The organism is Peptidiphaga sp. (genome assembly GCF_057238965.1).
In genome coordinates, this window is record NZ_DBHHEV010000006.1 from 311 (window position 1) to 26497 (window position 26187).

The following is a 26187-nucleotide window of genomic DNA, read 5'->3' on the forward strand; positions in this document are numbered from 1 at the left end:
GGTCAAGGGTTCGAGTCCCTTAGGTGGCTCACACTTTCTTGTGCCTCTTGCCTGTGACCTTACGCCCTCGGGCGGTTCACGCCGCTGCAGCTTTTCAATCTCGTACGCGGTTGCAGTCTGTCTTTCAATCTCGTACGCGGTTGCAGTCTGTCTTTCAATCTCATACGCGGTTGCAGCCTCTCAATCTCTCGGATCCGTCCCTGCGCGGATAGGGCCGCGGGAGGCTCAAACCGCGTACGCCTCGTTCGCAATGCCCGGGGCGGAGGGGGAATCGTGACGAAATCCGCCTCTCGCAGTATGGGTTTACACGGTCTCCTAGTTTAAGATTGAATTACGAGCCGGAAGTCACGCACCGGCTCGGCAAACCGACACCGGTGCAGAAAACGTCGGAGGAGACGGCTGCGATGCCCGCAACCCTTCGCGGCCCCGGCAGTCGCCTTCATTGGTGTCGGTTTGCGCCGGTCTTACGAGCAGGCCCTTTCGTCATCGGCGACGGAAGGGCCTGCTTTGCCTCGCAGGCTTTCCCTGCCGCTTAGCCGTTCGCAAGCCGCCGGGGCGTTTTTTCTGGCGGCTCGGACGTTCGCCCGCTTCCGGGGAACCGGCTTAGCGCCGTCGGCGTGTGCTGCGTCGGCCCCTCGCCTTGTCGCCCGATTTGTCGCGCTGCGGCAAGCGGGGCGCGGGGGATTCACGCTGAGTTTTACGGACGCCGTCGTTGTCGCGCTGCCGAAAGCGAGGCGCGACGCTCCGTCAAAGCGGCCAGTCGCCCTATCGAAGCGACCAGTCGACAGGATGCCCGCCGAGGTCGGTGAGGAGGGAGTTGGCTCGGGAGAAGGGACGCGACCCGAAAAAGCCTCGAGTCGCCGAAAGCGGCGAAGGATGCGGGGACTCGATCGTCGGCACGTCGCCCAGCAGAGGCTTGAGCTCCTGGGCCGGCCTGCCCCACAGGATTGCGACCAGGGGGCCGCCGCGCCCCGCGAGTCTGCGGATGGCGTGGGCCGTCACCTCTTCCCATCCCTTTCCCCTGTGCGATGCGGGTTTGCCGGGCTGGACGGTCAGGACCCTGTTGAGAAGCATCACTCCCTGCTCGCACCAGGGGGTGAGGTCGCCGTCGTCGGCGGGGGAGATGCCCAGATCGTCGTAAAGCTCCCTGTAAATGTTGACGAGGGAACGGGGGATCGGGCGAACGGAAGGGTCGACGGAAAAGCTCAGTCCCACGGGGTGCCCGGGCGTCGGGTAGGGGTCTTGCCCGACGATCAGCACCCGCACGGCGTCGAACGGGTATGAAAAAGCGCGCAGCACTCGATCGCCCGCGGGGAGGTAGCCGCGGCCTGCGGCGTTCTCGGACCGGAGGAAATCGCCCATTGCGTGAATGCGCTGTTCGACGGGTTCCAATTCGCGCGCCCATCCGGGGTCGATGATGTCTGCCAGGGTCATGGCACAAGCCTAGCCTTCTTGTGTGTGAGATTGGCTGACCGAGAGACCCTCGCGGACCGGGCGGGGTAGGATGCCTGAGGAAGCAGGATCGCTTTCGGCCGGAGGCACACTCGCGATGGAGGCGCGAAACCGAGAAAGGCGGAACATTGGAGGAGGGCACAAGCCTGTCCGACGTCGAAAACGCCGTTCTGGACTTGGAGGAAACGTGGTGGACCCGCGGGAGAACCAAGTCTGAGGCCATAGCGACTCTGGGAATGACCACCACCCGATACTACCTCGTGCTTAATCGCGTTCTTGCCAATCCGCAGGCGCGAATGGAGCGCCCTGAGCTTGTGGGTCGGTTGCTGCGTTTGCGGGACCGGCGCGCTGGCGAGCGAAGTAGTGACGGCGATTGTTAGGCTATGAACGTGGCAGATAACGAATACCCCGCAGACGAGTTCGATCGGCTGGCAGACGCCCGGACGATTCGAGGAACTCACAGGCGCAAGGAGTCGAACCTCAAATGGTGGCTGGCGCTTGTCGCCGTTGTGATCCTTGCTCCGACCGCGGGATGGGCGATCTCGAACTACATCGGTTCCTCCGAGGAGAAGCCTGCGCCTACCGCCTCCGCGAAGGAGGCCCCTTCGGGCGCCCCGAGCGGCGCCTCTCCGACGGCGGGCTCAGGCGGCGATCCCAGTTCCTCCGGCGGGGACAAGCCGTCGGAGTCCGGCAAGCCAAGCGGGAACCCGTCGACGGACGCCTCTGCCACTCCGTCGGCGCAGGAGAGCAGCACGTCGGCCGACGCCGGCCGTCCCGTTCTCGTGCTCAACGGATCGAAGAAGCCCGGATTGGCCGCCACCGGGAAGCAGAAACTGGAAAAGGCCGGCTACACGAAGGTCTCGGCGAACAACTACAGCGGAGGAAGCCCCGCAGTTTCAACCGTTTTCTACGCGAAAGCCTCGGATGCGCAAGCGGCCAAGCAGGTCGCCGCGGCCCTCGGCATCCGTCCCGGCAACGTCGTCCTTGCGCCGAAGGCCACGGGCGGCGACCAGATCGTCGTCGTTCTTCGCGCCGACGTGAGGTGAGACGCGAAGCAAAGCCTAAATCCCCTCTTGAAGCCCGCTCCCTTTGCAAAGAAAGGAGCGGGCTTCAAGCTCTTGTGGGAGTTTGCAAACCCTTGTGGACAAGTGTGTGATTGCCTATAAAGCGAGGGTGCGTGCGCCCCTGCCGGCGCGGTGTATGCAACAGAAAACGACATGGGTACCTAAACTCATATATTTTTAGGTACATCCTGTGTAAAGTTGGTGGCACCTGGAAAAGGCAGCAATGTCTCAACGCTCACTTTCGCGCATTTGCGCTATTTCCATAGGAGAAAGCATGAATATTTCTACTAGGAGGCTGTCGCTCGCCGCCACGGTCGCCGTTGTGGCTCTGGCCGTGCTCATGGTCGTTTCACCGGCTGCGGCCGCGGAACCGGCTGCGGCCGTGAAACCGGTCGGAATCACGGAACCGGCTGCGGCAGGCAAACCGGCCGCGGCCGCAAAACCGGCCGTTTCCAATAATGCGCCGCAGGCCGCTTTGGTCCGCAACCATGCGGTTTCGGCCAATAAAGGGGCCGCATCGGCCAAGAGGCAACTTTTGCCCGCAGACACACCAAGCCCGCGAACCGGGGATTTCGAGATAGACAGCAAGGGCAAGCTAGTGCGGTATAAAGGCTCTGCCAAGGACGTCGTCATTCCCGACTCGGTCAAGGTCATCGGCAAGGAGGCGTTTTACAGAAGCGGCGTCGTCAAGGTCAAAGTCCCCGCGACGGTGACCGAAATCGAGGAAGAAGGCTTTGCCTACTGCCGCGAGTTGGCTGCCGTCGAATTCGAAGACGCCCAGGCCAAGCCCAGCAAGCTGGCGAAAGTCGGCGAGTCTGCTTTCAGCAGGACGGGAGCTCTCAAAGAAATCGTCCTTCCGCGTTCGGTGACGCACCTTGGGCAAGAGGTGTTTTACGACAGCGGAATCGAGAAGGCCGCCCTGCCTGTCGGGTTGACGGAGATCCCCGAAATGACGTTCATGAAGGCAGGTCGCTTGAAGGACGTCACCGTTTCGGACAACGTGACGAAGATCGACTACCGGGCGTTTGCCATAACCCATAGCCTCAGGTCTCTGAAAGTGGTCGGGGCGGATGGGCAAATCTCGACGGGATTTCCCTCGAAGCTCAAAGTTCTGGGCAGATGGGCTTTCTGGCGTTCGGGGATCAGGCAGGCCGTGCTTCCCTCCGGACTGGAAACAATCGAAGAATCCGCATTCAACCGTTCGGCGTTGGAGAAGTTGACCCTTCAGGAGGGTCTGAAGTCGATCGGTCCAGGAGCATTCTCCTTCTCCAATCTAACCGAACTGACGATTCCCGATTCGGTCGTCCACGCTGACGGCGCGGTGAGCGGCACGAGGGAAATCGCCAAACTCCACATCGGCAAGGGCGTGGGTCCCGATCAGCTTGACGGCTCATTCTCCCGAAACAATTCCCTCAGAACGATCTCCGTCAGCGAGGGCAATCCAAACTATGCGGTCGTCGGAAAGGCGCTGTTCAACAAGCAGCGGACCAAGCTCGTCGTCGTCCCCCGGGACCTCTCCGGAAGCAGCGGTCCAAAGACCTACGACGTTCCGGCAAGTGTGACGACGATCGCCAGTTACGCCTTCAGCAATTCGGCTTATGAAGAGGTCAACCTGCCGTCGGGCCTTCGAAGCGTCGAAGACGGAACTTTCTATTCTTCAGCGCTTAAGAGGATTGTTTTGCCGAGAGGCCTTGAGACAATCGGGGATAGCGCCTTCGCGTGGGCAGCCAACCTGACCGAGGTCGATCTTGGCGGCGCCACGACGATCGGCGTCTATGCCTTCCAGAAGACGCCCGCGCTCAAGACAGTCAACATGCGGACCGACCTCAACAGGCTCAAGGAAATCGGTTCGCTTGCCTTCTACGAATCCGGATTGGTCGAGGCGACGCTTCCCGACTCGGTCACGGCAATCCGCTCCGGCGCCTTCTCCGGCAATGAAAAGCTTCTCAAGGTCCGCCTGGGGTCGGGGCTCTCCGTGCTGGAGGAGAACGTCTTCTACGGGACGCCGCAACTGCGCGAAATGACGGTGGCCCAAGGCAATCAGACCTTCAGCGCCGAGGGCAACATGCTCTACGCCAAACGGAGCGATGGCGTGCACCTCATACGGTCCGCCCCGGGCGACCACACCCCCGAGCGCCGCGTCAAGGACGGCGTGACGGCGATCGACGAGAGCGCCTTCGCCGACAATGCGAAGCTGCAAAAGCTCCGCCTTCCCGACGGGCTCAAGAGCATCGGGAATCGCGCATTCTTGAATGCGACGGCTCTCAACGAAGTGCGTTTCCCCGACAGCCTCGAGGTTGTGGACGGATTCTTCAACACGCCGTCGCTGCACAAGGCCGATTTCGGAACCCAGATCACTTCGATTGACCGCGCTTTCGAAGGCAGGTACCCCGAGCGGATCGTCGTGCGCGGAGCCAAGAACGGAAAGTTCGTGTACTCCTACGACGAAAGCGACGATAACTTGACGAACGGCGCGCCCCGGCCAAAGCCCGTCTCCGCATACTTCGGCGAGGGGATGACGGAGGTCAGCTACTCTGCGGGCCTGTTCCCGAAGGTTCTCGTTCTGCCGGGCACGCTGAAGGAGCTCAACATCGACAGCGAGTCCGTCGATGGGCAATGGAAGGCTTCGGCGGTCTTCTACGTGGCGGCCGAGCCGGGCTCATCCGCCTGGAAGCTCGCGTCCGAGAAGATGTCCGCCTTCGGCATGGATCCGGCCAAGCAGCTTAAGAGGTATACGCCGATGAGCGTGACTGCCCGGCACGCCGCCTCTTCCCAGGGGAAGTTGGCTGTCACGGCAGATGTGCGCGGAGGCGTGGCAGAGGGCGCGCACCAGGTGCGGGTCGTCGCGGTCGGCTCCGACGGGACGACGACGCCGCTGTCCGACTGGGTCGAGGCAAAGGCCGCCGGCCAGGGCCACCGGGCGACCGTCGAGTACAACGCCCCCGCGGCGGGCGGGAAGGTCAGGGTCGAGGTCCGCGACCACACCGAGCTGACCCTCATGGCCGACGTCTCCGACGGCGCGACGCCGAGCCCGGAGCCTTCGGCTTCTCAGGCGCCCACGGCGTCGCCGACTGCGACGCCCACAGCCGGGCATGCCGCCACGCCCTCGCCGACGGCTTCGACAGGTTCGGCCGCGCCTTCCTCTCCGGCTGAGCCGGAAGCCTCCCGAACCGGCCGCGGCTAAACCGGCCCAGCCGCGCAAGGAAGGGCCCCGGGACGGACGATTTCGACGTCGTTCCGGGGCCCTTTCTGTGCCCGAGGCGCGTGTTCGCCGCCGTCGATGCACTTCCCGACCGGTTCGTAGACTTTGGACTCCTTCGAACCGCTTCCCAATAAAGCAAGGGTGGCTCATTTTCTAGAAGAATCAAGTTACGCCTGGCATACACGGCATCGATTTGATAGGCTCGTTGGGAAACAAAGGAGGATGCGATGGTTTCTTTTCATGATGTCATGCTATGGCGCGGCGGCAAGTTTCGCGACGCGGCGGTGATGCTGCGCGCCGCGGCGAAGCGATTCGGCGAGACGCACTCCGCGATGGCGGGGATAGGCTCTTCCGAGCTCGAAGGCAAGTTCTCCGAGGCTGAGCAGAGGAAGCGCCGATCGATGGTGGACGATGCGGAGGATCTCGAGCGCACCTTCCAGCACGCTGCCCAGAAATTCGACTTGGCCGGCGAGTCGGCGGACAAACTGGCCAAAGAGGCCGCCGACCTCAACGCCGAGGTGCGCGCGAAAGGCGGGGAGGTCGACGACGACGGCACCGTCAGCGGCGTCGATATGGGCTTCCGCCTTGGCAATCCGGGTCCGGTCACAAAGGAAGATCTTCAGGACACGCTCCAGGAGGGGTTTACTAAGCGAGGCTGCCTGTGCGTGGGCAAAGCCGAGCAGTTCCTCAAGGTCGTAGAGCAGATCTACTCGCATTTTGGCATCGAAGCCTGGAGCAATGCCATTGAGAGTGGAAGCAATGTGGTCCAGCTCGGGACCAAAGGGCCGCCGCGCTCGACGCTGGGGGCTCAGTACGTCAACGACTGGTGGACGGCGCTCTCGCCCGAAGAGCAGAAGGAGATCATCCTCAAGCACCCCGAATGGATCGGGCACCGCGACGGCATCCCGGCCGACGCTCGAAGCCGCGCCAACACGGTCTTGCTGCACAAGTACCTCGACCGGATGGAGGAGCTCAAAGGAAAGGTCGAAACCGAAGGGGAGTCCGACGCCCTGTTCAAAAAGTACGGCGTGACGCCGGGCGAGTACCGCGCTTACGTTTACAACAACCGAGATCACGTTCTTGCCCTGGCCAAGCGGTTTCCGATGCCGAAGGGCGGGCCGGAGGCGCTTTTCAGCGCGCAATCGGCGCGGCAGAGCCTCCTGGTCTTCGATCCGGGGAAAGGCCATGAGCACGTGCGGGCGGCGATAGGAGTGGGCGACGTCGACAAGGCCAAGAACGTCATGGTGTACGTTCCCGGCATGACGACGAATGTACGGGACGGCCTGATCGGCTCCGGAGGCGCAGGAGGGAGCTCCGTGGTCGGCCTCGAAAGGGCCCTGCAAGTGTCCGATCGGCAGCATACCGGGGGAAGCGCGGGGGTCGTGTGGCTCGACTACGACGCCCCCAGCTGGGGCGAATCGGCGCCGTATCAGAAGAATGCCGTCTATTACCCCCATGCGGCCAACGAGGCGAAAGAACGCCTGTCTTCCTTCATGGAAGGAGTGCAGCAAACGCATGCGGGGGATCCGAATCTCACGTTGAGCGGGCACTCCTACGGTTCGCTCGCCGCGGCTGTCGCCGCGGGCCTCACCGACGTTCAGGATCAAGTTGCGGTGTGGGGATCCGCCGGGGTGAACGCGACGACCAACGACGAGCTCAACGTCCTTCCTGGAAATACCTACGTCGGCGCCGCGGAGGGGGACGCCGTCGCGGCGAGCGGGCGGTTCGGCCTGAATCCCGACGTCAACAAGAACTTCGAGCATTTCAGCACCGAGAAGTGGACAAGTCCCGAAGGAGGGCGTTATGAGGCCTCTCATGGTCATTCGGAGTACCTTTCGGGGCCCGAGTCCAAGAATTCCGAGGGAAAAACTTCGACGTACAATATTGGACGCATCATGTCGGGCAAGGGCATGGCTGCGGAGGAGAAGTGAGATGGTCGGCAAGAAAGCGATCGCCGCCCTGTGCGCGGCTGGAGCGTTTGCGGCGGGGTGCGATATGTCCGACGAGTACCTCGGCGGGGGCGAGGCGACGGCTTCGCCCGTCGAGCGGCCCGTCGTCGAGCTTCGGCGCGAAACCCTGGGGCTGGAAATCTCGCTTTACCGGATGCTGAGCCAAGAATACGGGGTGGGCGAATGGAAGCCCCAAGAGGAGCAGATTCAGACGAAGGTGAGTGCGTTCGTCGTCTGCCCGGCCGGATACTCCTCCGAACTGTATAGGTTGGCGACGGCGGCTCCCATTCCGGCCGAAAAGTGGAAGGCTGCGACGGCGAGGATATACGAGCTCGCCAAGCCTTACGGATTTGGCAAGCCCGAACCTTATATACACACCGAGGGCAACGCGGGAATCCTCAATAATCCGCGCACCGGCGCCGAGCTCACCGTCATCAGCCACCCGGAGTTCCTTCTGATTGAGATCGACACCGGTTGCGGCAAGGACAACAGCCCCCAGGGTTTTTCCGACTGGCCTCGCGGAACGGAAGTGGTTCCCGACAGTCTGCGCAGCACCGGACGCGGCTTTTCTTCGCCGGAGAGATGGGCGCCCTACGATCCGAACGTCGCCGTCACACCGCCGCCGAGCCCCGCGGCAAAGCGGTCCGGCGCCACAGCGAAGCAATCCGGCGCCACAGCGAAGTGATCAAGCCCTGAGGAAAAGCGATCGGGCCCGAAGGAGTAAGCGGGCTCCAGCAGGGAACTCGAATGGCGGGCTCCTCTAAGAAGGCTCGAATGAGACAGGCGAATCCCAAAAGCCCGGCTCACATCCCGGGCGTCACGCAAAGGAGGAAACATGGGAGAGCTGAGAGTAAACGATGCGGCCCTTCGCAAGATGGTGGCGACGTCGGACGACCTGGCCGGCGTCATTCGAGGCATCGACAACGGCGATGCCATCCGCGAGTCGAACGACGGCGTCGTCAACGGCGGCCTGGGCGCCGCAGCCGAGAAGGCAGCGGGGTATTTCGAGGAAGCGGTGGGCATCTACGCGAAGCGCCTGGAGGCGTATTCAAAGGCCACCAGGGAGGCGGCGGAGGACTTTGCCTCAGCCGATCAGGCGAACGCGGCGGCCTTCTCTTCCACGCGGCAGAAGCCGGTGTGAACGGAGGCCGTCCTCGGGCGGCGGCTAAGCTTCCCTCGGGCGGAGGTTTCCGCGTGCAAACGGGAATCCCCGCCGAAAGAGACCTCCAGACTTGAGCCGCGAAGACTCAGCTTTGGGTGAACGGCGTTGCCTTGCACTCTCCGGGCGCGAGTGCCAGAATCTTAGTTAGCACTCGCAACCGTAGAGTGATAAAACCTCTCAGTCGGTGAGGCGCCGGGCGGGCCGGAAATAGGACCGGTTCGGGCGGCGTCGTCCGTCGCGGGCACCGACCGAGCATCCCATCTGGAGGGAATACTAAGCATGGCAAAAACCATTGCCTTCGACGAGGAAGCACGTCGCTCCATGGAGCGCGGCCTCAACCTTCTTGCCGACACCGTCAAGGTCACGCTCGGCCCCAAGGGGCGCAACGTCGTCCTCGACAAGAAGTGGGGCGCCCCCACCATCACCAACGACGGCGTTTCCATCGCCAAGGAGATTGACCTCGAAGAGCCGTACGAGCGCATCGGCGCCGAGCTGGTCAAGGAAGTCGCCAAGAAGACCGACGACGTCGCGGGCGACGGCACCACCACCGCCACGGTTCTGGCCCAGGCGCTCGTGCGCGAGGGCCTGCGCAACGTTGCGGCCGGTTCGAACCCGATTGCGCTGAAGAAGGGCATCGACAAGGCGGTCGCTCGCATTTCAGAGCAGCTGCTCGCCGACGCCAAGGAAGTGGAGACCGAAGAGGAGATCGCCTCGACCGCCGCCATCTCGGCCGGCGACAAGGAGATCGGCCAGGTCATCGCCGAGGCGATGAGCAAGGCGGGCAAGGAAGGCGTCATCACCGTCGAGGAGTCCAACACCTTCGGCCTCGAGCTCGAGCTGACCGAGGGAATGTCCTTTGACAAGGGATTCCTCTCGCCGTACTTCGTCACCGACCCCGAGCGTCAGGAAGCCGTCCTGGAGGAGCCCTACGTCCTCCTGGTCGACTCCAAGGTCTCCAACGTCAAGGAACTCCTTCCCGTCCTCGAGAAGGTCATGCAGACGGGCAAGCCGCTGCTCATCATCGCCGAGGACGTCGAGGGCGAGCCCCTCGCGACCCTCGTCGTCAACAAGATTCGCGGCACCTTCAAGTCCGTGGCCGTCAAGGCCCCCGGCTTCGGCGACCGTCGCAAGGAGATGCTCCAGGACATGGCCATCCTCACGGGCGGCCAGGTCATCTCCGAGACCGTCGGACTCAAGCTTGAGAACACCGACATCGACATGCTCGGCCGCGCCCGCAAGGTCGTGCTGACCAAGGACCAGACGACGATCGTCGACGGCGCCGGAACCCCCGAGCAGATCGAGGGACGCGTCGCGCAGATCAAGGTGCAGATTGAGAACTCCACCTCGGAGTACGACACCGAGAAGCTGCAGGAGCGCCTGGCCAAGCTCGCCGGCGGCGTCGCCGTCATCAAGGCGGGCGCCGCGACCGAAGTCGAGCTCAAGGAGCGCAAGCACCGCATCGAGGACGCCGTTCGCAACGCGAAGGCGGCCGTCGAAGAGGGGATCGTCGCCGGCGGCGGCGTCGCCCTCATCCAGTCCGCTGAGGAAGCCTACAAGGGATTCGAACCCGAGGGCGACGAGGCGACCGGTGCGCAGATCGTCAAGATCGCCATCGAGGCGCCGCTCAAGCAGATCGCTGAGAACGCCGGCCTCGAAGGCGGAGTCGTGGCCGAGAAGGTCCGCAACCTCCCCAAGGGCAGCGGCCTGAACGCCGCGACCGGCGAGTACGGCGACCTCCTCTCCGAAGGCGTCATGGACCCGGTGAAGGTGACCCGTTCCGCTCTGCAGAACGCGGCGTCCATTGCCGGCCTGTTCCTGACCACCGAGGCGGTTGTGGCCGACCTGCCGGAGAAGCCCGCTGCGGGCGGCGCCGACGCCGACATGGGCGGCATGGGCGGCATGTACTAAGCCGCGAGGCCGCATCGGCAGTCTCTTCGCATAATCGAGGGGCGGGAGCCTTCCAGGGTTCCCGCCCCTCGCGTGTGCAGCAGGGCTGAGCCAAAGAGACGGACGGCGGCAGCCTCGGCATCCCGCCTCTCGCGTGTGCAGCAGGGCTGGTGGGCCTCAGTCGCGCCTCACAGGTCGGGTTCGCGTTCCATTCCGCTCGTGGACACTTGCGCTGTGGCGGCCTCCTCTTCGTCGTCGACCCACTCGGGGGTGGCGGCCGAGAGAACTTTGTAGCCATGCCTCCCTCTTGGGAAGGCCAATCGCCACGACTCCGCACCTGAGGCGCCTCCCTGCTCGGCGGCGTCCTCTTCTGTCAGGCGGCTGAGGCTGGAGCCGAGCGCGTTGTCCCATTCTCCGGCTTCCGCGGGGGCGGCGTCCGGCGACTGCGAGTTCGCCGCCTTAAAGCCGTCCGGAACGCGAGGGCTTGCGACGGCGTCCAGGCCGTCCGCGGCACGGGCATTTGCGGCCCTCTGGCCGCCCGTCTCCGCCTTCCCTGACTCCGTTGCGCCCGCCTCCGCATTTCTTGGCTTGGCGGCGCCGACGGCGCGCACCGTCCCCGCCTCGGTCAAGGCGCCGCCGGAGCCCGCTTGGGCGTCGCCCGCGCAGCGTCCGGCCTGATGGCGGTCCTCAATCCGTTTGCGCACCTGTGCGGCCAGCCTTTCGCGTTTGAGCTGCTTGAGCTCTTCGGGGCTCAGATCCGTCGGAGTCTTCTCGCCCGGTGAGAATCGCTCCCCGCAGGACTCAAGGCTCGAAACCTGCGTGGCGCCTGAAACCTGCCCTTGGGCGTCCGCGCGGCCTCCGCCGCCGACGCGGCTTTGCCCGGCGTTGCTTTGTGCGGCTCTGACGTGTGCCGCGTCGCCTCGCCCCAAGCCGTCTTGCCTGCCGTTGCCGTGCTCTGTGGCCTGAACGGCGGCGAATGAGCCCGTCGCGGGAGACGGGGCGCTTGCAGGGTAGGGGGGCGTGACGGCTGAGAGGGGCGATTGCGCGGAGGAGGGCGTGAGGATTCGTGCGTGAGGGACGAGCGTGGGCCGGGGGTCTTCTTCGACCTCCGGGACCCTGGCGGCCATGGCCTTTCGCTCGTTGGTCGCCGGGGCGCCGTCCTGCTCCGACATGGCTTCAAGTTTGGCGGCGATCCGCTGCGATTCGGCTTGCAGGTTCTCCCGGGTGGTCTCCTCCCACTGGCGGGCCAGCGGCGTGATGAAGAGCGCTGGGCGTCCGAGCAGATGGCGAATGATCTCCTGGCGTCCGCGCAGGAAAAGAACCGTGGGAATGTGACTGTACTCTTTGCGAACTCGTTCTATGTACTTCTTGTAGCGCTGAGGCTCGACCGCGAGCGTTCCCATGTGTGCGTCGCGCAGGGCCAGCAAGTCGATGTCGATCGCATCGAGCTTGGCTGTGTCGCTCGACCGCGGATCGCACTTTGAGCGGACTCCCCTGACAAGCTCGGCCACTCGGCGGGCGTTGTCCTCAGGAACGCCGAAGCGCAGCAGATCCTCGTATGCGACCTCCGCGGAGGCCGCCTCGTCTTCTCCGCCGTTGCGGGTGTACGTGTCTTTCGCCTCAGTTGAGAAGACGACGCCGTGGTACCAGGCCGCCAGCCGAACAAGCTCGGGGCGGTGCATCTGCGGCGTCAGGGTCTCCACGCTCGCCGCGATGTCCATCAAGTGCTGAAGCCCGTGATAGTGCCTGTCGTCGGACGACCATCGTCGGAGAACGTCGCGACATGCTACGGCGAGCTCCTCCTTCGACAAAGGAGAGCCAGCCGCTTGGACTGCCCGCACATACGCCTGCGGCAGCCACTGCGGAATGTCGACGTGCATCGAAACCTCCTACCTTAGGCCAGCCATACTAGTCCTCTTGGCTGAAATCGCACATTCGGCGGCTGGGGAGCTCCTGAGCTTTCGCGTAGTCAGCGCTTTGAGTCCACGCAATGGGGCGAAATGCCCTAACGTAGTGATGTGAAGTTTTCGAAGAGATCGGCCTCGCCGTCGCCGCTGCGCGGAAGAGCTCTGGTGACGGGGGGAACCTCCGGGATCGGATTGGCTTTCGCCCGCGCCCTGGCCGCACGCGGATGCGACATCGCGCTCGTGGCCCGCAACGAGGCCCGACTGGAATCGGTCGCCGCCGAGCTCTCCTCGAGGGGCGTCGACGTCGTCGCGCTTTCGGCCGATCTCTCGCAAGCGGAGGGCGTGGCAAAGGTCTGCTCCTACATCGACGAGGAGCAAGTCGAGATCCTCGTCAACAACGCGGGCAAAGGCCTGCATCACCCCCTCGCCACAACGGACACGGCGCCGCTGAGGGAGGCCATCGATCTCATGGCCACCGCCGTCGTCGAGGTCGGCGCCGTCGCCGCCGCCGCCATGAAGGCCCGCGGCCACGGCGTCGTCGTCAACACGGCCTCGGTTTCGGGCCTCGTTCCCATGGGCCTGTACTCGGCGATCAAAGCCCTTGTGAAAACGTGGTCGCAGGCGCTCGCGCTGGAAATGCGACCCCACGGAGTTCAGGTTGTGACCTTCATGCCGGGGTGGGTGCGCACGGAGCACCACGCTCGCGCGGGCATCGCGACGTCGAACCTTCCCGACGCCGTCTGGCTCGACGCCGACGCCGTCGTCGAGGAGACGCTTCGAGCCGTCGACGCCGGGAAGACCTACGTCACGCCTTCCCTTAAGTTCAAGGTCGCCTCGGCCCTCGCTCGATACGCCCCGCAGCGCGCCGTCGGCGCCGTGACGCAGAAGATCGTGAGGAGGCGCGACGGGTGACGGAGAACCTTGAGCCGGTTGACCGGTATCTCGACGAGAAGAGGGCCAGAAGGCGCCATCGCGTGCGCAGGTACATGACCCGGCCCGTCATGTCGACCTACTTGAAAACCGAGGTTCTGGGGGAGGAAAACGTCAAGGGCCTGGAAGGCGCCTTCATTTTGGTGCCCAATCACTCCTCGCACTTGGACGCGCCCATGGTCTTCTCGCTTCTGCCCGACTGGATCACAGAAAAGCTCGCCACCGGCGCCGCGGCCGATTACTTTTACCGCAAACGCGGGATCTCCTCCCTCACGTCCGTCTTTTTCAACACCTATCCGATCCTGCGCAAGGGCAAGCGCGAAAGCGTCGAGCACAGCAAGGCGGCGGGGATGACGGGGCGCCTGCTGCGGGCAGGCGTGCCGATTCTGGTCTTCCCCGAAGGCACGCGCTCGCGCAGCGGCAAGATCGGCCAGCCGAAGGCGGGCGCAGCGGCCCTCGCCATGCAGGTGGGGGTGCCGATCGTCCCAATCGCCATGCTCGGCGGGCACGAAGCCATGCCCGTGGGGAGGTTTCTGCCGAAGTTCCGATCGGAAGTGTGCCTGTTCATCGGCAGGCCCATGAAAGGACGCGAAGGGGAGTCTGCGGAAGCCTATATGGCCAGGGTTTTCCACGCGATTGAGCTCATGCTCGAACAGCACACGCCTCATCCCGTCGACGAGGACGGAACGTCTCCCTTCGGGGAGTTCGACGACGCCGCCTGAGGCCTGACCGCCTTCCGGCAGAGCCGGAGGACCGCCGGAACGAACCGGCTCTTCAGCGCGCCGCGATCGTCTGCGTGTGAGGCCGTTCGCGGCCGTCTCCGCACAAAGCCGGGCCGCCAAACCGTCTTTGCCTGCGAGGTCAGTCTTTTGCCGGGCCCTTGGCCGGGGCTTTGTTAGCCGAGCTCGTGTTGTCTGAGCTCTTGTCGGCCGAGTTTTTGTCGGCCGAGTTTTTGTTGGGCGAGTTCTTGTTGGCCGATCCTTTGCCAGCCGAGCCCTTGAACCGACCGATGCCCTTGGGCTTGGACTCCGGCTTGGACTTCTGCTCCGTCTCCGACGGAGATGCGACGCGCGCCGCCTCCTCGGCAGCTGTGATGCCGCCCGACGCCGTTGAGGAGGCGACAGGCGGGAAGGTCAGGCGCACCGTCAGGCCGCCGCCCGGCGTCTCGCTGATCCGCGCCGTCCCGCCGTGTGCGGCCATGACAGAGGCGACGATGGCCAGGCCAAGGCCCGATCCGCCGGATGCCCGCGACCGGGAGGAGTCCGTTCTGAAGAAACGCTCGAAAAGCCGCTCAGAATCCTCAGGTTCGACGCCGGGCCCGTGGTCGCGAACCTCGACGACGGCGTCCTTTCCCTGTCTTCCCAGAGCTATCTCGACCGGGGTGCCGGCCGGCGTGTGGCTGAGAACGTTGGAGAGCAGATTGGTGACGACCTGGATGACCTTGTCTGAATCGGCGTAGATCGTGATTTCCGGCGCGGGGCCTCCGTCGAGGCCGATGACGGCGGCGGGGCGGCCTGCGTCGCGAACCCTCAAGTCCATGGCCGCATTCATGGCTATTTCGGTCAGCTGCGTGTCCTTCAGCGAAAGAGGGCGCCCCTCGTCGAGCCGGGCGAGCTGGAGAAGGTCCTCGACGAGTCCGCTCATGCGCTGAGCCTCGGATTCGATCCTGTCCATCGTGACCGGGATTTCGCAGTCCGGCACGCCGCCGATGCGATAGAGCTCGGCGTAGCCGCGAACCGTGGCCAGCGGAGTGCGCAGCTCATGCGAGGCGTCGGAGACGAACTGACGCATCTTTTTTTCGGAGCGTTCCTTGATGTCGAAGGACTGCTCGATCTGCTCGAGCATGACGTTGATGGAATCGGCGAGCTTGCCCACCTCGGAGCCCTCTTGGCCCTTGGGGACGCGGCGCGAGAGGTCGCCGTCGGCGATCGCATGGGTTGCGCTCTCGATCCCGCGAAGGGGCTTGAGCGACGAACGGATGGAAAACAGCGCCGTGAACGCGCCGACGATGACAATCGCTGCGCCCGACAATCCGATGACCCAGGCGATTCGGGCGACCGTCGCATCGACGGGGGTCAGGGGGAGCGCGATGATCATCGTCCCGATCGTCGTTCCCCGCCCGTCGTTGAGGTTGAAGGCTATTGCGCGCCACTGGGTTCCGAACTGCGTTCCCTCGATGGTTTCGAAGTCTGCGGCCTTTTTCGAAGCGAAGCTCCCGGGGTCTTTGGGCTTGCCGTAGCGCTGATACGTCTGCCGACTGAAGTACTCCGGCCCCGCCACGTCCCAATCGGGCTTCTTTGCGGCGTTGTTGTCGGGAGAGGGGACGATGATCGTGTCCCCCTCCATTTTCACGTAGATGTAATAGTCCGAGAGGTTGAGATGGCCGACGTCGTCTGCGGAGCCGTTTCCCTTTATCTTCGCGATGTTGGCGAGGGTTTTGCTAGCGACGACCTGCCCGGTGGATTTGAGCTGGTCGTCTACGTTGTGGACGAGGTAGGACCTGAGCATCGATATCGTCACGAATCCCAGGGCGACGATGACCAGAGCGAGGAGCGACAGAAACGTGATGAGAAGGCGAAAGGTCAGCGTCCGCCTTTTCATGACGTGGGCGCTGCCCACGGTGCTATCCGTCATGCGTTATTTCGTGTTGCGGAGCACGTAGCCGATTCCACGCTTCGTGTGAATCAGGGGGACGATGGCCTTTGCCTCTTCGGGATCCGTGATGCCGAGGGCTTCGGCCGAGTCGATCTTGCGGCGCAGATAGGAAATGTAGGACTCGACGATCGAGACTTCGCCGTTCCAGTTGTAGTCCCACACGTGGTCGAGGATCTGCATTTTCGACACGACCCTCTCGGCGTTGATGAGCAGATAGCGCAGCAGCTTGAATTCGGTCGGAGACAGTTCGACGATCTGGCCGGCGCGCCGTACGTCGTACGTCTCCTCGTTGAGTTCGAGGTCGCCGTAGGTCAGGACGGCGGCGTCGGCGTCCGAGGGGTGCGTGCGGCGCAGGACCGCGCGGATTCGAGCCACCACTTCTTCCAGCGAAAAGGGCTTGGTGATGTAATCGTCGCCGCCCACCGTCAGGCCTTGGATTTTGTCTTTTACGTCGTCGCGTGCGGTGAGGAAGAGGACGGGAAGCTCGGCGTCGCGCTCCCGGAGTTTGCGCAGGATCGTGAATCCGTCCATGTCGGGAAGCATGACGTCCAAAACGGCGAGATCGAGATGGGCGCCGGCCTGATGGTCGAGGGCTTCTTTGCCGTCGGCCGCGGACAAAACATCGAATCCTGCGAAACGCAAGGACGCGGAGAGCAACTCTCGGATCGACGGCTCGTCGTCGACCACGAGAACGGTTGCTTCGGGAAGCTTAGAGTCGGTCATACCGTCATCTAACAACCCATTCCTGGGAATTGTCTGCAAAAGCGCCCCTGCCTGGCAGGCAATGGTTCCTGCGCAGCAGGGGCGCTGCAATGGCGGCGCGGGCGCGCTCAATGAGCGCCGTCTCGGCGTTCGCTGCGGCCGAAGCCTCGGCCGGACGAAGCCGACGCCCGCCGCGATGTCAGTAGGCGTTGAAGTCGCGCGCCTCAATCTGGGCGGGGGTGTCGCCGCTCTTGAGGGCGGCGAGCCTCGCCTCGATCTCGATGTCCTGCGAATGGTCCTCGAGCTCGGCGAACTGCTGGTCCAGGGACGAGACGGCCACCTCGGCCTTGCCCTGGGCGAGCGCCTCCTGGCGGCGGATCTGGTCCTCGTAGCGGCCGAGCTCGGACGTGGGGTCGAGGACGTTGATCGAAGAGATCGCATCCTGGACGCGATTTTGGGCCTCTGCCGTCTTCGCGCGGGCCACGAGCTGGTTGCGCTTCGTCTTGAGCTCGTCGAGCTTGCTGCGCATCTGGTCGAGGCCGTTCTTGAGTTTGGCGACGACCTCTTCCTGCGAGGCGATGAGCGGCTCGGCGTCCTTTGCCTCCTTCTCGGAGGCCATCTGCTTCGAAATGGCGATCTTGGCCAGGTTGTCGAACTTCGCGGCGTCCTGCTCGTTGCCAGCCAGGCGCATCTGCTCGGCTTTGTTCGACGCAGCGAGGGCCTTCTGCCCCCACTCGCGGGATGCCTTGACGTCCTCCTGATAATCGGCCTGGGCAAGCCGGAGGTTGCCGACGGTCACGGCCACGGCGTCCTGCGCCTCGGCGATCGAATTCGTGTAGTCGCGGACCATCTGGTCGAGCATCTTCTGAGGATTCTCGGCCCTGTCGAGCAAGGCGTTGATGTTCGCCTTGGCGAGCTGGGTGATCCGTCCCAGGATCGTCTGCTTCTCAGCCATATCTGTGCCTTTCGGTAAGGTGTTGATGAAGTTTTAGAAAGACCCGCCGTCGGAGTCGCCGAAGTCAAAGTCGAAGTCGAAGCCGCCGTCGGAGTCGCCGTCGAACAGGGAACCCAGGGAAAACCCGCCGTCGTCGGAGTCGCCGCCGAAGAAAGACCCGGTGGAGAAGCCGCCTCTGTGGCGGTCGTCATGCCCGCCGTTGAAGAGGGACCCGAGCACCATGCCGGCGAGCATGCCTCCCATTGTGCCGCCGATTCCGCCGCCGTCGCGCGCGTCATAGTCATACCTGTGCGAATCGCGCTCGCGGAGGTCCATGACCCTGTCTTCCGCCCGGTCGGCTGCGGAAACCGCGGCCTTGTAGTAATCGTCCCTGGCGTCGGGCGATTCCGCGGAGTCGCCCTTGGCGACGTTCTCCCGGGCGGTTGCGAGAAGGGTTCTCGCCTTCTGGTCGGCGTAGCGGCCGTACCCTTCGATTTTCTCCACGCGGTCGATCGTCTGCTGGGCGATGCCCCGGTTGCGATGGCTCGCCTCCTCTTTCCGCTTCCTGATCTCGTCCGCGTCCTCGGCCGCGGCCAGCTCTGCCAGGGCCTTTATCGGGTCGACGTCGCCGTTCGAATGAGCGGCTATCGCCTTCTCGGCGTCGGCCTGCTTTGCGGCGATGGCGGGGTTGCCGGCGCCGAGGCGTTTGGCGTCGACGACGTCGGAGGAGATGGAGGCCAGAGCGGCATGCACCTTTTGGAAGGCGTCGTCGAGGGAGCCGCGCGCCTTTTTGATCTCTTCTGCCTTTGCCGCCGCGTGGCCGAGCGTCTCTTCGGCCATGCGGGCGAAGGCCACGGCCTCGTTGCGCTTTCCTTCGGAGGCGTTGTGGCGGCCCGAGGCGATCGAGCTGCGGGCGCTCGTGACGAGAGTCGCGATCTGGTCGGGGTATGTTCGCAGCGTCGCGAGCGCGGCCGGCGAGTACGTCAGGGCGAGGTTGTCGATCTCGGCCATGAGGATGTTGCGCTGCCCGTCAAGCTCGTCGGCCCTCGTTTGAAGCTCGGCCAAGTGCTGGTCGACCCGCGCCGAGAGGTTCCTCAGGTTTTGGAAGCCCTGCTCCTGCGCCGTGATCGCCTCGCGGGCCGAAGCGGTCAGCGCGAGTATCCTCTGATTCATCTCCCACTGCTGCTGAGGGGTTTCGGGAATGTCGTCGTCGAGCGCCTGGCGCACAACGAAGGCCTTCTGCATGGAATCCTGGGCGAAGGCCAGAGCCTCGGCGAACTGCTTGGTGGCCTCGACGCCGAATTCCGCGCGGGCGAATTCGAGCTCCGCGGCCGCCCCGCGCACGCCGTCGTCGGTTTCGAGGAGCTGGCGGGCGGCGCGCTTCGACAGCGAAGCGAGGTCTTCCGCGTTCCTGGCCTCGAGCTCTTTGCCTTTCTTGCGCCTGCGCCAAACGTAGACGCCGCCGGCGGCGCCGGCTCCGACGGCCGGAACGCCGATGAGGAGCGCCGCGGTGCTCCCCGACAGTCCCGACCCTTTCGATTCGCCGGCCCCCTCCGAATCGGCCCCCTCTTTTTTAGTCGCATTCTCTTCGAGGTTGGAGACGACGGACTTCGCCCCGCCCGCCCAGTCGCCGCTGCGCCATTTGTCGTACACGCCCGAACCGTCGAGGGCCTTCCTGAGCTCGGCGACGGAATAGCCTGAGCCCCCGGCGAAGAGCGAGAACCTGTTGGTCTCGGTCGCCACGGCGATCAGCGAATCCGAGCGGGACAGGCCGGACTTGCGGAAAGCATCCTTCGCCCAAGTGTCGGTCGTCTTCGACCCGAAATTCTTGACGAAGACGATGTAAACGGACTTGTGGGTCTTGTCCCGGGCCGAGGCGAGCGCGTCTTGAAGGGCTTTCTCGTTGGATATCACGCCTGCCGTGTCCGTCACCGTCGACTTGAGCTGCTCGGGCTCCTCGGCGAAGGCGGGGGCCGCGAGGGCGGCGGGAACGGCCACCAGACCGGCGAGGGCTATCGAAGGCGCGAGAAGTCGTCGCACCGGGCAATGGCGATTCGTTTTCTTCACGGTCTGATTCTCACCTGCCATGTCTGCGTGGGCAATGTGGGGCCGGGGAACGAATCCCCAGGGACAAAGTTACCAGGTCGCCGACGCAGCGGGGCCGATGCGGTCTGATTTTCCGCCCGTGGCAATATGCCGCTTCGTCGGTTGAAAGCGCGGCGCGGAGGCGCAGCGAGGACGGCGCGAGGGGCGCATCGAGGGCGGCGCGGGGGTGACGTGCGCATCTGGCCGGCCCGCCTGTGTGCGCAGCGGCTAAACTACTGCACAGTGGACGGTATGGCCGCGCCTCATGCGGCCGTTTCTATACGAAAGTTGGTGTGACGTGCCTACGGGTAGAGTCAAGTTCTTCGACGAGAAGAAGGGATTCGGCTTCATCGCGGGCGACGACGGGACGGAGGTGTTTTTCTCCGGCTCTGCGCTGCCCGTCGGCTCGCGCGTGAAGGCCGGAACCCGGGTCGAGTTCAGCGTCGCCGACACTCGGCGGGGGCCCCAGGCCCTCACGGTGGCCCCGAAGGCCAAGGTCGAATCGCTCGCACGCAAGAATCGGCGCAAGCCAGAGGAAATGGTGGCGATCATCGAAGATTTGATCAAGATCCTCGACAAGTCCTCCAATCAGCTTCGCCACGGCAGGTATCCCGACGGCGGGCGCCGCATCGCCTCGGCCCTGCGCAGATTGGCGGATGATTTCGATGCCTAGCGCGGTTGTGAATCCGACGTCGTCGGCGGGCAAAGAGAAGATCCTGTTCAAAGCGGTCGAGGCGGCCCGCACGGCCTTGGAGGACGTGGCGAATCCCGAGGAGATCGGGGAGCACGCGGGCGTCGTCGTCGAAGCGGAGAGGCTGCTCACGCACGCCTTCGCCTGCCTGAAGGCCGGGTACAGGGGCTGGTTCTGGACCGTCACCGTTTCGCGCATTCCCCGTTCATCGCGGGTCACGGTCAGCGAGGTGGCCCTGCGGCCCGGCCCGGATGCGCTGCTCGCCCCGGAATGGGTTCCTTGGTCGGACAGGGTCGAGCCCTCCGACGTGTCTCCCACGGACCGCCTTCCCTACAACGCCGACGATTCGCGGCTCGAACCGGGGTTCGAGCAGACGGGGGAGGACGCCGATCAGATCGACCCTTTCGAGATGGGCCTGGGGCGGCCGAGAGCCCTGTCAAAAGAAGGACGCGACGCCGCATTTACAAGGTGGTACAAGGGGGATAGCGGCCCGGACAACCCCGGAACCCGCCAGGCCCAGGCCAATTGCTCGACGTGTGGCTTCCTCATGCCCATGGGAGGGTCCGCCAGGCTCCTCTTCGGCGTGTGCGCCAATGAATGGTCTCCTTTCGACGGCAAAGTCGTTTCCTTCGACCACGGCTGCGGCGCTCACTCCGAGACCGACGTCTCCGCGGAAGACCAGGAGAGGATGTGGGATCCCGCCGAACCCGTAGTCGACGAGGCAGATATGGAGCTCGCCGCAGGGGTTCGATCCTGACGTGCTGGAATTGAGGGGACGCGCTCGTCCGTACCAGTGGGGGTCGACGTCGGCCATTCCAGGTTTGCTGGGGAAGCCGCCCGCCGAAGGGCCCGTAGCCGAAGTGTGGCTCGGCGCCCACCCGGACGACCCCGCCTCCGTCGGGGTCGGAACGTCGATCGTCGACGATTCGCAGCTCTACCCGTCGCGGGTGCCGCCGGGGCCGCCTTCGCAGTCGCTGGCCGAATGGATCGCCCAGGACCCCGAGGCTGCGCTGGGCGAGTCGGTCGTCGAGAGGTACGGGACGTCCCTGCCCTACCTTCTCAAGGTCATCGCTCCGGCCGAGCCGTTGTCGCTTCAGGTCCATCCGACGATCGAACAGGCGGAAGAGGGCTTCGCGGCCGAAGAGGCGGCGGGCGTTCCCAGGTCCGCGCCCAACCGGAATTACAAGGACCGCAACCACAAGCCCGAGCTCGCCTACGCGCTCACGACCTTTGAGGCGCTCGCGGGATTTCGGGCACGACGCCGGATCGGCGAGGTTCTCAAGGGCCTGGATGCTCCCTTGGCCCAGCGCCTGCGGGCGGTCCTCGGCATGGGCGGAGTTCGCGGGGCCTTCGAATACCTTGTGCGCGAGCAGACCCGGCCCTCGCCCGAGGAGGTCGCCGAAGTGGCGGAAGCATGCGCGGCAAGGCCCGCCGCCGATTCGCCGTCGGCCCGCGCCGACCGTGTGGCCGCCATGCTCTCCGAACGCCATCCGGGCGACCCCGGGGTGGTGGCCTCGCTCCTTATGAACCCCGTGACCCTCAACCCCGGCGAGGCGCTCTTCCTCTCCGCGGGCACCGTCCACGCCTACCTCAGCGGCGTGGCCGTCGAGATCATGGCGGCCTCGGACAATGTGCTGAGGGCGGGGCTCACCCACAAGCATGTCGACGTGCCCGAGTTGCTCGCGGTGCTCAACTCTTCCGCCTCGCCGCCCACGCGGATCGCACCCGAGCGCGTCAACGCAGCCGTTTCCACCTTCTACGCCCCGGTCGACGACTTCGAGCTTTCGGAGATCCGGCTGAGGGACGCCAACACGCGCGTGCGGGTGCGCGGGATCGGCCCCCGCACGGTTCTGTGCCTCCAGGGCGCCGCCCAGCTGGAGGCAGGCGGCCGCGTCCGGAGCGTCATCGCGGGCCAGGCCGTCTTCGTCCCGGCCAGCGACGGGCGGCTGACCATGCGGGGAATCGGGCATTTAGTGCAGGCGGCCGTGCCCTGAGCCGCGGCGGCGTCGGCCTTCCGCACGAGCGCCGTGTCCGCGCACCGCACTCGTTCCGCACTCTTCGCCAGAGCGCCGCACCCGCGCTCGCGAACTGTGCCATTCGTGATTTGAATCGCTTGCGATCTGCACCGCTTGCGATCCGTGCCGTTCGTAATCCGCCCTGCGAGGCTCGCACAGTTTCGTCTCGCCATTTGGTCAGAATCGCTTCTTGAAAGTTTGATATGCGAGACTGGTGTGACGTGAGTACTTCTCAAACGACGTCGGACTCCGCCTCCGGATCCCGGCAAGGCGTTCTCGACCGCTATTTTCATCTCAATGAACGTGGAACTTCGGTGTGGCGGGAGGTCCGCGGCGGCGTCGTCACGTTCTTCGCGATGGCCTATATTCTGGTCCTCAACCCCATCATCCTTTCGGGCACGGACTCCGCCGGAAAGTACCTCGGCGGAGGGTCGGAGCCCGACGCGGCGGCGATCGTCGCCGGAACGGCCCTGGTCGCCGGACTCATGACGATCCTCATGGGCACGGTCTCGAATTTCCCGCTCGCTTTGGCGGCGGGCCTCGGCCTCAATTCGATGGTCGCCGGAACGATCGTCAAGATCCCGGGGATGACGTGGGCCGACGGCATGGGAGTCATCGTCATCGAGGGAGTCGTCATCGTCTTCCTTGTGCTGACGGGTCTGCGCGAAGCGATCTTCCGCGCGGTGCCCAAATATCTGCGCACCGCGATCTCCGTGGGGATCGGGCTGTTCGTCACCTTCGTCGGCCTCGTAAACGCAGGCATCGTCCACAGGGGCGGGGAAGGCGAGACGGCCCTCGTCTTCGGCGTCAACGGCTCGGTCTCGACGTGGCCGCTCGTCGTCTTCACGCTCGGGCTCGCTTTGACCGTCGTCCTCATGGTTCGCCACGTCAAGGGCGCGATCCTCGTCGGAATCGTTTCGACCACGGTTTTGGCGGTCGCAGTCGAAGCGGTCAGGCACGTCGGGCCCCGCGGCGGCGACAACCCGGGCGGCTGGGGTCTGACCGTTCCCTCGCTCAAGGGGAGCCCGGTTCAAACGCCAGACTTCTCGACCCTGGGCGAGTTTTCGATTTCCGGGCCGTTCGCGAAGATCGGCGTGGTTGCCGTCGTGGTTCTGGCCTTCTCCGTCATGCTCGCGGACTTTTTCGACACGATGGGAACGATGGTCGCCGTCGGCGCGGAAGGCGATCTGCTCGACGACGCAGGCAACCCGCCGAACACGCAGAGGATTCTGCTAGTCGACTCCCTCGCGGCGATCGCGGGCGGCGTCGGCGGAGTTTCCTCGAACACCTCCTACATCGAGTCGTCCACCGGCGTCGCCGACGGCGCGCGAACCGGCCTTGCGTCCGTCGTCACGGGCGTCGCCTTCCTGCTGTCGACGTTCTTCGCCCCGCTCGCGGCGCTCGTGCCCAACGAGGCCGCGGCGCCGGCGCTCGTGGCCGTCGGCTTCCTCATGATGCAGCAGGTGGCGAAGATCGATTGGACCGACCTGGGGATTGCCATTCCCGCCTTCCTGACGATCGTCTTCATGCCTTTCGGCTACTCGATCACGGTGGGCATCGGCGTCGGCTTCATCTGCCATTGCATGGTTGAGGCGGCTCGCGGCAGGGCGCGCAAGGTCCACCCGCTCATGTGGCTTGTCAGCGCGCTGTTCGTCGTCTACTTTTTGCTCGACCCGATCCAGAGGATGCTCGGCCTCATCTGACGCGGCAACCCTCGTCTGGGCGGGAAAGCCAGTCCTCGGCGCGAGCCGCCGAGGACTGGCTTTTGCCATGAGGCGCGGAAAGGCCCGCCGCCCTGCTCCTCGTCGAAGGCCGGCATGGCGAAGCGGGGATCGCCGTCGATCCTATTGCGTTCGCCTGGATGTGCCTCCGAGCGCGGGAACGCCGATGCGTCGCGTCTGCCAGGCGGCGCCATTGCCCGCTGCGCCGTGGGGCTGGCGTGGGATCGACGACGGTGTTCCCTCATTGGCGTAAAGTGAAAGCCTCACACTGAAAGCGAACGGAGCCGTCCGCGACGAAGGAAAAGGAGGGGCCAATGGGGCGCACGTTCGCCAGCCTCAAGCACAGAAACTACCGAATCTGGTTCTTCGCCTCCCTCATCGGCAACATCGGCACGTGGATGCAGTTCATCGCGCAGGATTGGATCGTCCTCGCCGAGCTCACGAAGGACAACGCCTTCGCCGTCGGCCTGGTCTCGGCGCTTCAGCTCACGCCCACAATGCTTTTCCTCCCGTTCACGGGGCTGCTCGTCGACCGGTTTGACAGGCGCAAGATCCTCCTAATGACCCAGGGCGCGCTCGCGCTGCTCGCCGCCGGGCTCGGGGCCCTCGTGCTCACGGGCGAGGTGCAGGTTTGGCACGTGGCCGTTTTTGCCTTCGCGAGCGGGACGGCGGCGTCGATCGACATGCCCTCGCGAGCCGTGTTCGTTTCCGAGCTGGTTCCCGCCGAGGATCTGCCGAACGCCGTCGGCCTCAACTCGACGAGCTTCAACCTGGGGCGGCTCGTAGGCCCCGGCGCCGCGGGTCTGCTCATCGCCGCGGTCGGCTCCGGCTGGGTGTTTCTCGTCAACGCCGCCACTTTCGGTTTCACGATCGCCGCGGTTCTGGCGGTGCGCCCCAGCGAATACTTCACAAAATCGGCCGGCCAGGCAGAGCCTGCACGCGAGGGCGGTTCCGCCGCTTCCCGCCGCGGCCGTTTTCGCGAGGGGCTCCGCTATGTTCGCCAGCGCCCGGACCTCGCCGTCATCTTCGTCGTCGCGGGAACTGTTTCATGCCTGTGCATGAACTTCGGACTGACGAGCGCGGCCATGGCCAGAACGGTTTTCGGCCTGGAAGCCGGGGAGTACGGCATTCTCGGCTCGCTGCTCGGCGCGGGCTCGCTCGGCGGCGCGCTTCTGGCCGCCCGCCGCTCCAGGGCCCCGCGCGTGCGCACGGTGGTCATCGCGGCCGCGCTGTGCGGCGTCACGGCTCTGGTCAACGCGGTCATGCCCACGTACGCCTCCTACGCCGTCTCGCTCGTGTTCGTCGGCTTCACCGCGCTTCTCCTTTTCACGAGCGCCAACACCGCCGTCCAGGTTTCCACGTCTCCGGAGATCCGCGGACGCGTCATGTCGCTCTACCAGACGGTCATGATCGGCACCGCGCCGATAGGCTTGTTCATCGCCGGCTGGGTGTGCGAGAACGTCAGCCCCCGCTGGGGCGTGGGGATCGGCGCCGTCGCGTCCTTCGCCGTGGTCCTTGGGGCCTTCGTGTGGGGCAGGCGCCACTGGGGAGTGGAGGTCCGCTACTCATTCACGCCGCGCCCGCGCGTCGAAATCATCGGCCCCGTCGAGCGGGAGCGGCTCAGGGAGCAGGAGCTCGCGCGCGAGGTGGCCTCCGCCCAGGACCGCCACACTCCCGGGGTCGTTCCGTAGAGATTCCGGGGCTGTCCTCTGAGGTTTTCGGGGTTGTTCCGCAAACGGCTCGCGTCCGTCTGACGGCGTCTCAGTTCCGCTCGGCGACAGGCCAGATCGCGGCCCGCAGGAGGCTCGCGTCCGCTCGCGACGGCCCGCAA

The 26187-nt window shown here is 64.9% G+C and carries 20 protein-coding genes and 1 tRNA gene (1 of these 21 running past the window's edge); 15 read left to right on the forward strand and 6 right to left on the reverse strand.

Translation table 11 applies throughout. The features are described 5' to 3' along the window. Positions 1-29, forward strand: a tRNA-OTHER gene (locus ACO48X_RS01580); it begins 42 nt to the left of the window's first position. 736 nt (positions 30-765) lie between these two features. Here the strand turns inward: ACO48X_RS01580 and ACO48X_RS01585 are convergent. Then, on the reverse strand, positions 766-1434 hold the full coding sequence (locus ACO48X_RS01585; RefSeq protein ID WP_484999896.1) for a uracil-DNA glycosylase: 669 nt from the start codon (positions 1432-1434) through the stop codon (positions 766-768). Positions 1435-1580: 146 nt separating this feature from the next. Here ACO48X_RS01585 and ACO48X_RS01590 point away from each other — a divergent pair, with 146 nt between their 5' ends. From ACO48X_RS01590 to groL, 7 genes are all read left to right on the forward strand, one after another. Further along, on the forward strand, positions 1581-1832 hold the full coding sequence (locus ACO48X_RS01590) for a DUF3263 domain-containing protein (protein ID WP_484999898.1): 252 nt from the start codon (positions 1581-1583) through the stop codon (positions 1830-1832). A gap of 9 nt (positions 1833-1841) precedes the next feature. Further along, positions 1842-2498 carry a LytR C-terminal domain-containing protein gene (locus ACO48X_RS01595; RefSeq protein WP_484999900.1) on the forward strand — a complete coding sequence of 219 codons (657 nt, stop codon included), beginning with the start codon at positions 1842-1844 and terminating at the stop codon, positions 2496-2498. A 292-nt stretch (positions 2499-2790) separates the two neighbouring features. Then, entirely contained in the window at positions 2791-5700 is a 2910-nt protein-coding gene (locus tag ACO48X_RS01600) for a leucine-rich repeat domain-containing protein (protein ID WP_484999902.1), read from the forward strand. A 245-nt stretch (positions 5701-5945) separates the two neighbouring features. After that, positions 5946-7649 carry an alpha/beta hydrolase gene (locus tag ACO48X_RS01605; RefSeq protein ID WP_484999904.1) on the forward strand — a complete coding sequence of 568 codons (1704 nt, stop codon included), beginning with the start codon at positions 5946-5948 and terminating at the stop codon, positions 7647-7649. A gap of 1 nt (position 7650) precedes the next feature. Then, positions 7651-8352, forward strand: a complete 702-nt coding sequence (locus ACO48X_RS01610; RefSeq protein ID WP_484999906.1) for a hypothetical protein — start codon at positions 7651-7653, stop codon at positions 8350-8352. Between the two features lie 150 nt (positions 8353-8502). Beyond that, positions 8503-8808 carry a hypothetical protein gene (locus tag ACO48X_RS01615; RefSeq protein ID WP_484999908.1) on the forward strand — a complete coding sequence of 102 codons (306 nt, stop codon included), beginning with the start codon at positions 8503-8505 and terminating at the stop codon, positions 8806-8808. Between the two features lie 300 nt (positions 8809-9108). Continuing rightward, positions 9109-10737: a chaperonin GroEL gene (groL, locus tag ACO48X_RS01620; protein ID WP_484999910.1), complete on the forward strand. Its 1629-nt coding sequence runs from the start codon at positions 9109-9111 to the stop codon at positions 10735-10737. 167 nt (positions 10738-10904) lie between these two features. Here the strand turns inward: groL and ACO48X_RS01625 are convergent, their stop codons facing one another. Continuing rightward, positions 10905-12596, reverse strand: coding sequence for an HD domain-containing protein (locus ACO48X_RS01625; protein ID WP_484999912.1), 1692 nt, complete (start codon positions 12594-12596; stop codon positions 10905-10907). 138 nt (positions 12597-12734) lie between these two features. Between ACO48X_RS01625 and ACO48X_RS01630 the strand changes: the two genes are divergently transcribed. Together ACO48X_RS01630 and ACO48X_RS01635 are read left to right on the forward strand one after the other, a co-directional pair. Further along, on the forward strand, positions 12735-13535 hold the full coding sequence (locus ACO48X_RS01630) for an SDR family NAD(P)-dependent oxidoreductase (protein WP_484999914.1): 801 nt from the start codon (positions 12735-12737) through the stop codon (positions 13533-13535). Next, positions 13532-14275 (forward strand): lysophospholipid acyltransferase family protein, encoded by a 744-nt coding sequence (locus ACO48X_RS01635; RefSeq protein ID WP_484999916.1) that lies wholly within the window; start codon positions 13532-13534, stop codon positions 14273-14275. Before ACO48X_RS01630 ends, ACO48X_RS01635 begins: the two co-directional genes overlap by 4 nt. Positions 14276-14414: 139 nt before the next feature. On the opposite strand, the gene ACO48X_RS01640 is transcribed toward ACO48X_RS01635, so the two are convergent. The 4 genes from ACO48X_RS01640 to ACO48X_RS01655 form a co-directional block, all read right to left on the reverse strand. After that, positions 14415-16187: a sensor histidine kinase gene (locus tag ACO48X_RS01640; RefSeq protein WP_484999918.1), complete on the reverse strand. Its 1773-nt coding sequence runs from the start codon at positions 16185-16187 to the stop codon at positions 14415-14417. A gap of 3 nt (positions 16188-16190) precedes the next feature. Continuing rightward, positions 16191-16931 (reverse strand): response regulator transcription factor, encoded by a 741-nt coding sequence (locus ACO48X_RS01645; RefSeq protein WP_009197666.1) that lies wholly within the window; start codon positions 16929-16931, stop codon positions 16191-16193. Positions 16932-17109: 178 nt separating this feature from the next. Then, positions 17110-17865: a PspA/IM30 family protein gene (locus tag ACO48X_RS01650; RefSeq protein ID WP_484999920.1), complete on the reverse strand. Its 756-nt coding sequence runs from the start codon at positions 17863-17865 to the stop codon at positions 17110-17112. Between the two features lie 33 nt (positions 17866-17898). Then, positions 17899-19911: a TPM domain-containing protein gene (locus ACO48X_RS01655; RefSeq protein ID WP_484999922.1), complete on the reverse strand. Its 2013-nt coding sequence runs from the start codon at positions 19909-19911 to the stop codon at positions 17899-17901. A 316-nt stretch (positions 19912-20227) separates the two neighbouring features. Here ACO48X_RS01655 and ACO48X_RS01660 point away from each other — a divergent pair, with 316 nt between their 5' ends. The 5 genes from ACO48X_RS01660 to ACO48X_RS01680 all read left to right on the forward strand — a co-directional run bounded on the left by ACO48X_RS01660 (position 20228) and on the right by ACO48X_RS01680 (position 26047). Continuing rightward, positions 20228-20602: a cold-shock protein gene (locus ACO48X_RS01660; RefSeq protein ID WP_484999924.1), complete on the forward strand. Its 375-nt coding sequence runs from the start codon at positions 20228-20230 to the stop codon at positions 20600-20602. Continuing rightward, positions 20595-21377: a DUF3027 domain-containing protein gene (locus ACO48X_RS01665; protein WP_484999926.1), complete on the forward strand. Its 783-nt coding sequence runs from the start codon at positions 20595-20597 to the stop codon at positions 21375-21377. Before ACO48X_RS01660 ends, ACO48X_RS01665 begins: the two co-directional genes overlap by 8 nt. Position 21378: 1 nt before the next feature. Beyond that, the gene (gene manA, locus ACO48X_RS01670; RefSeq protein WP_484999928.1) at positions 21379-22614 is read left to right on the forward strand and encodes a mannose-6-phosphate isomerase, class I; all 1236 of its coding nucleotides are present in this window, start codon (positions 21379-21381) and stop codon (positions 22612-22614) included. Between the two features lie 224 nt (positions 22615-22838). Beyond that, positions 22839-24338, forward strand: a complete 1500-nt coding sequence (locus tag ACO48X_RS01675; RefSeq protein ID WP_484999930.1) for an NCS2 family permease — start codon at positions 22839-22841, stop codon at positions 24336-24338. 332 nt (positions 24339-24670) lie between these two features. After that, the gene (locus ACO48X_RS01680) at positions 24671-26047 is read left to right on the forward strand and encodes an MFS transporter (RefSeq protein ID WP_484999932.1); all 1377 of its coding nucleotides are present in this window, start codon (positions 24671-24673) and stop codon (positions 26045-26047) included. Positions 26048-26187: the final 140 nt, after the last annotated feature.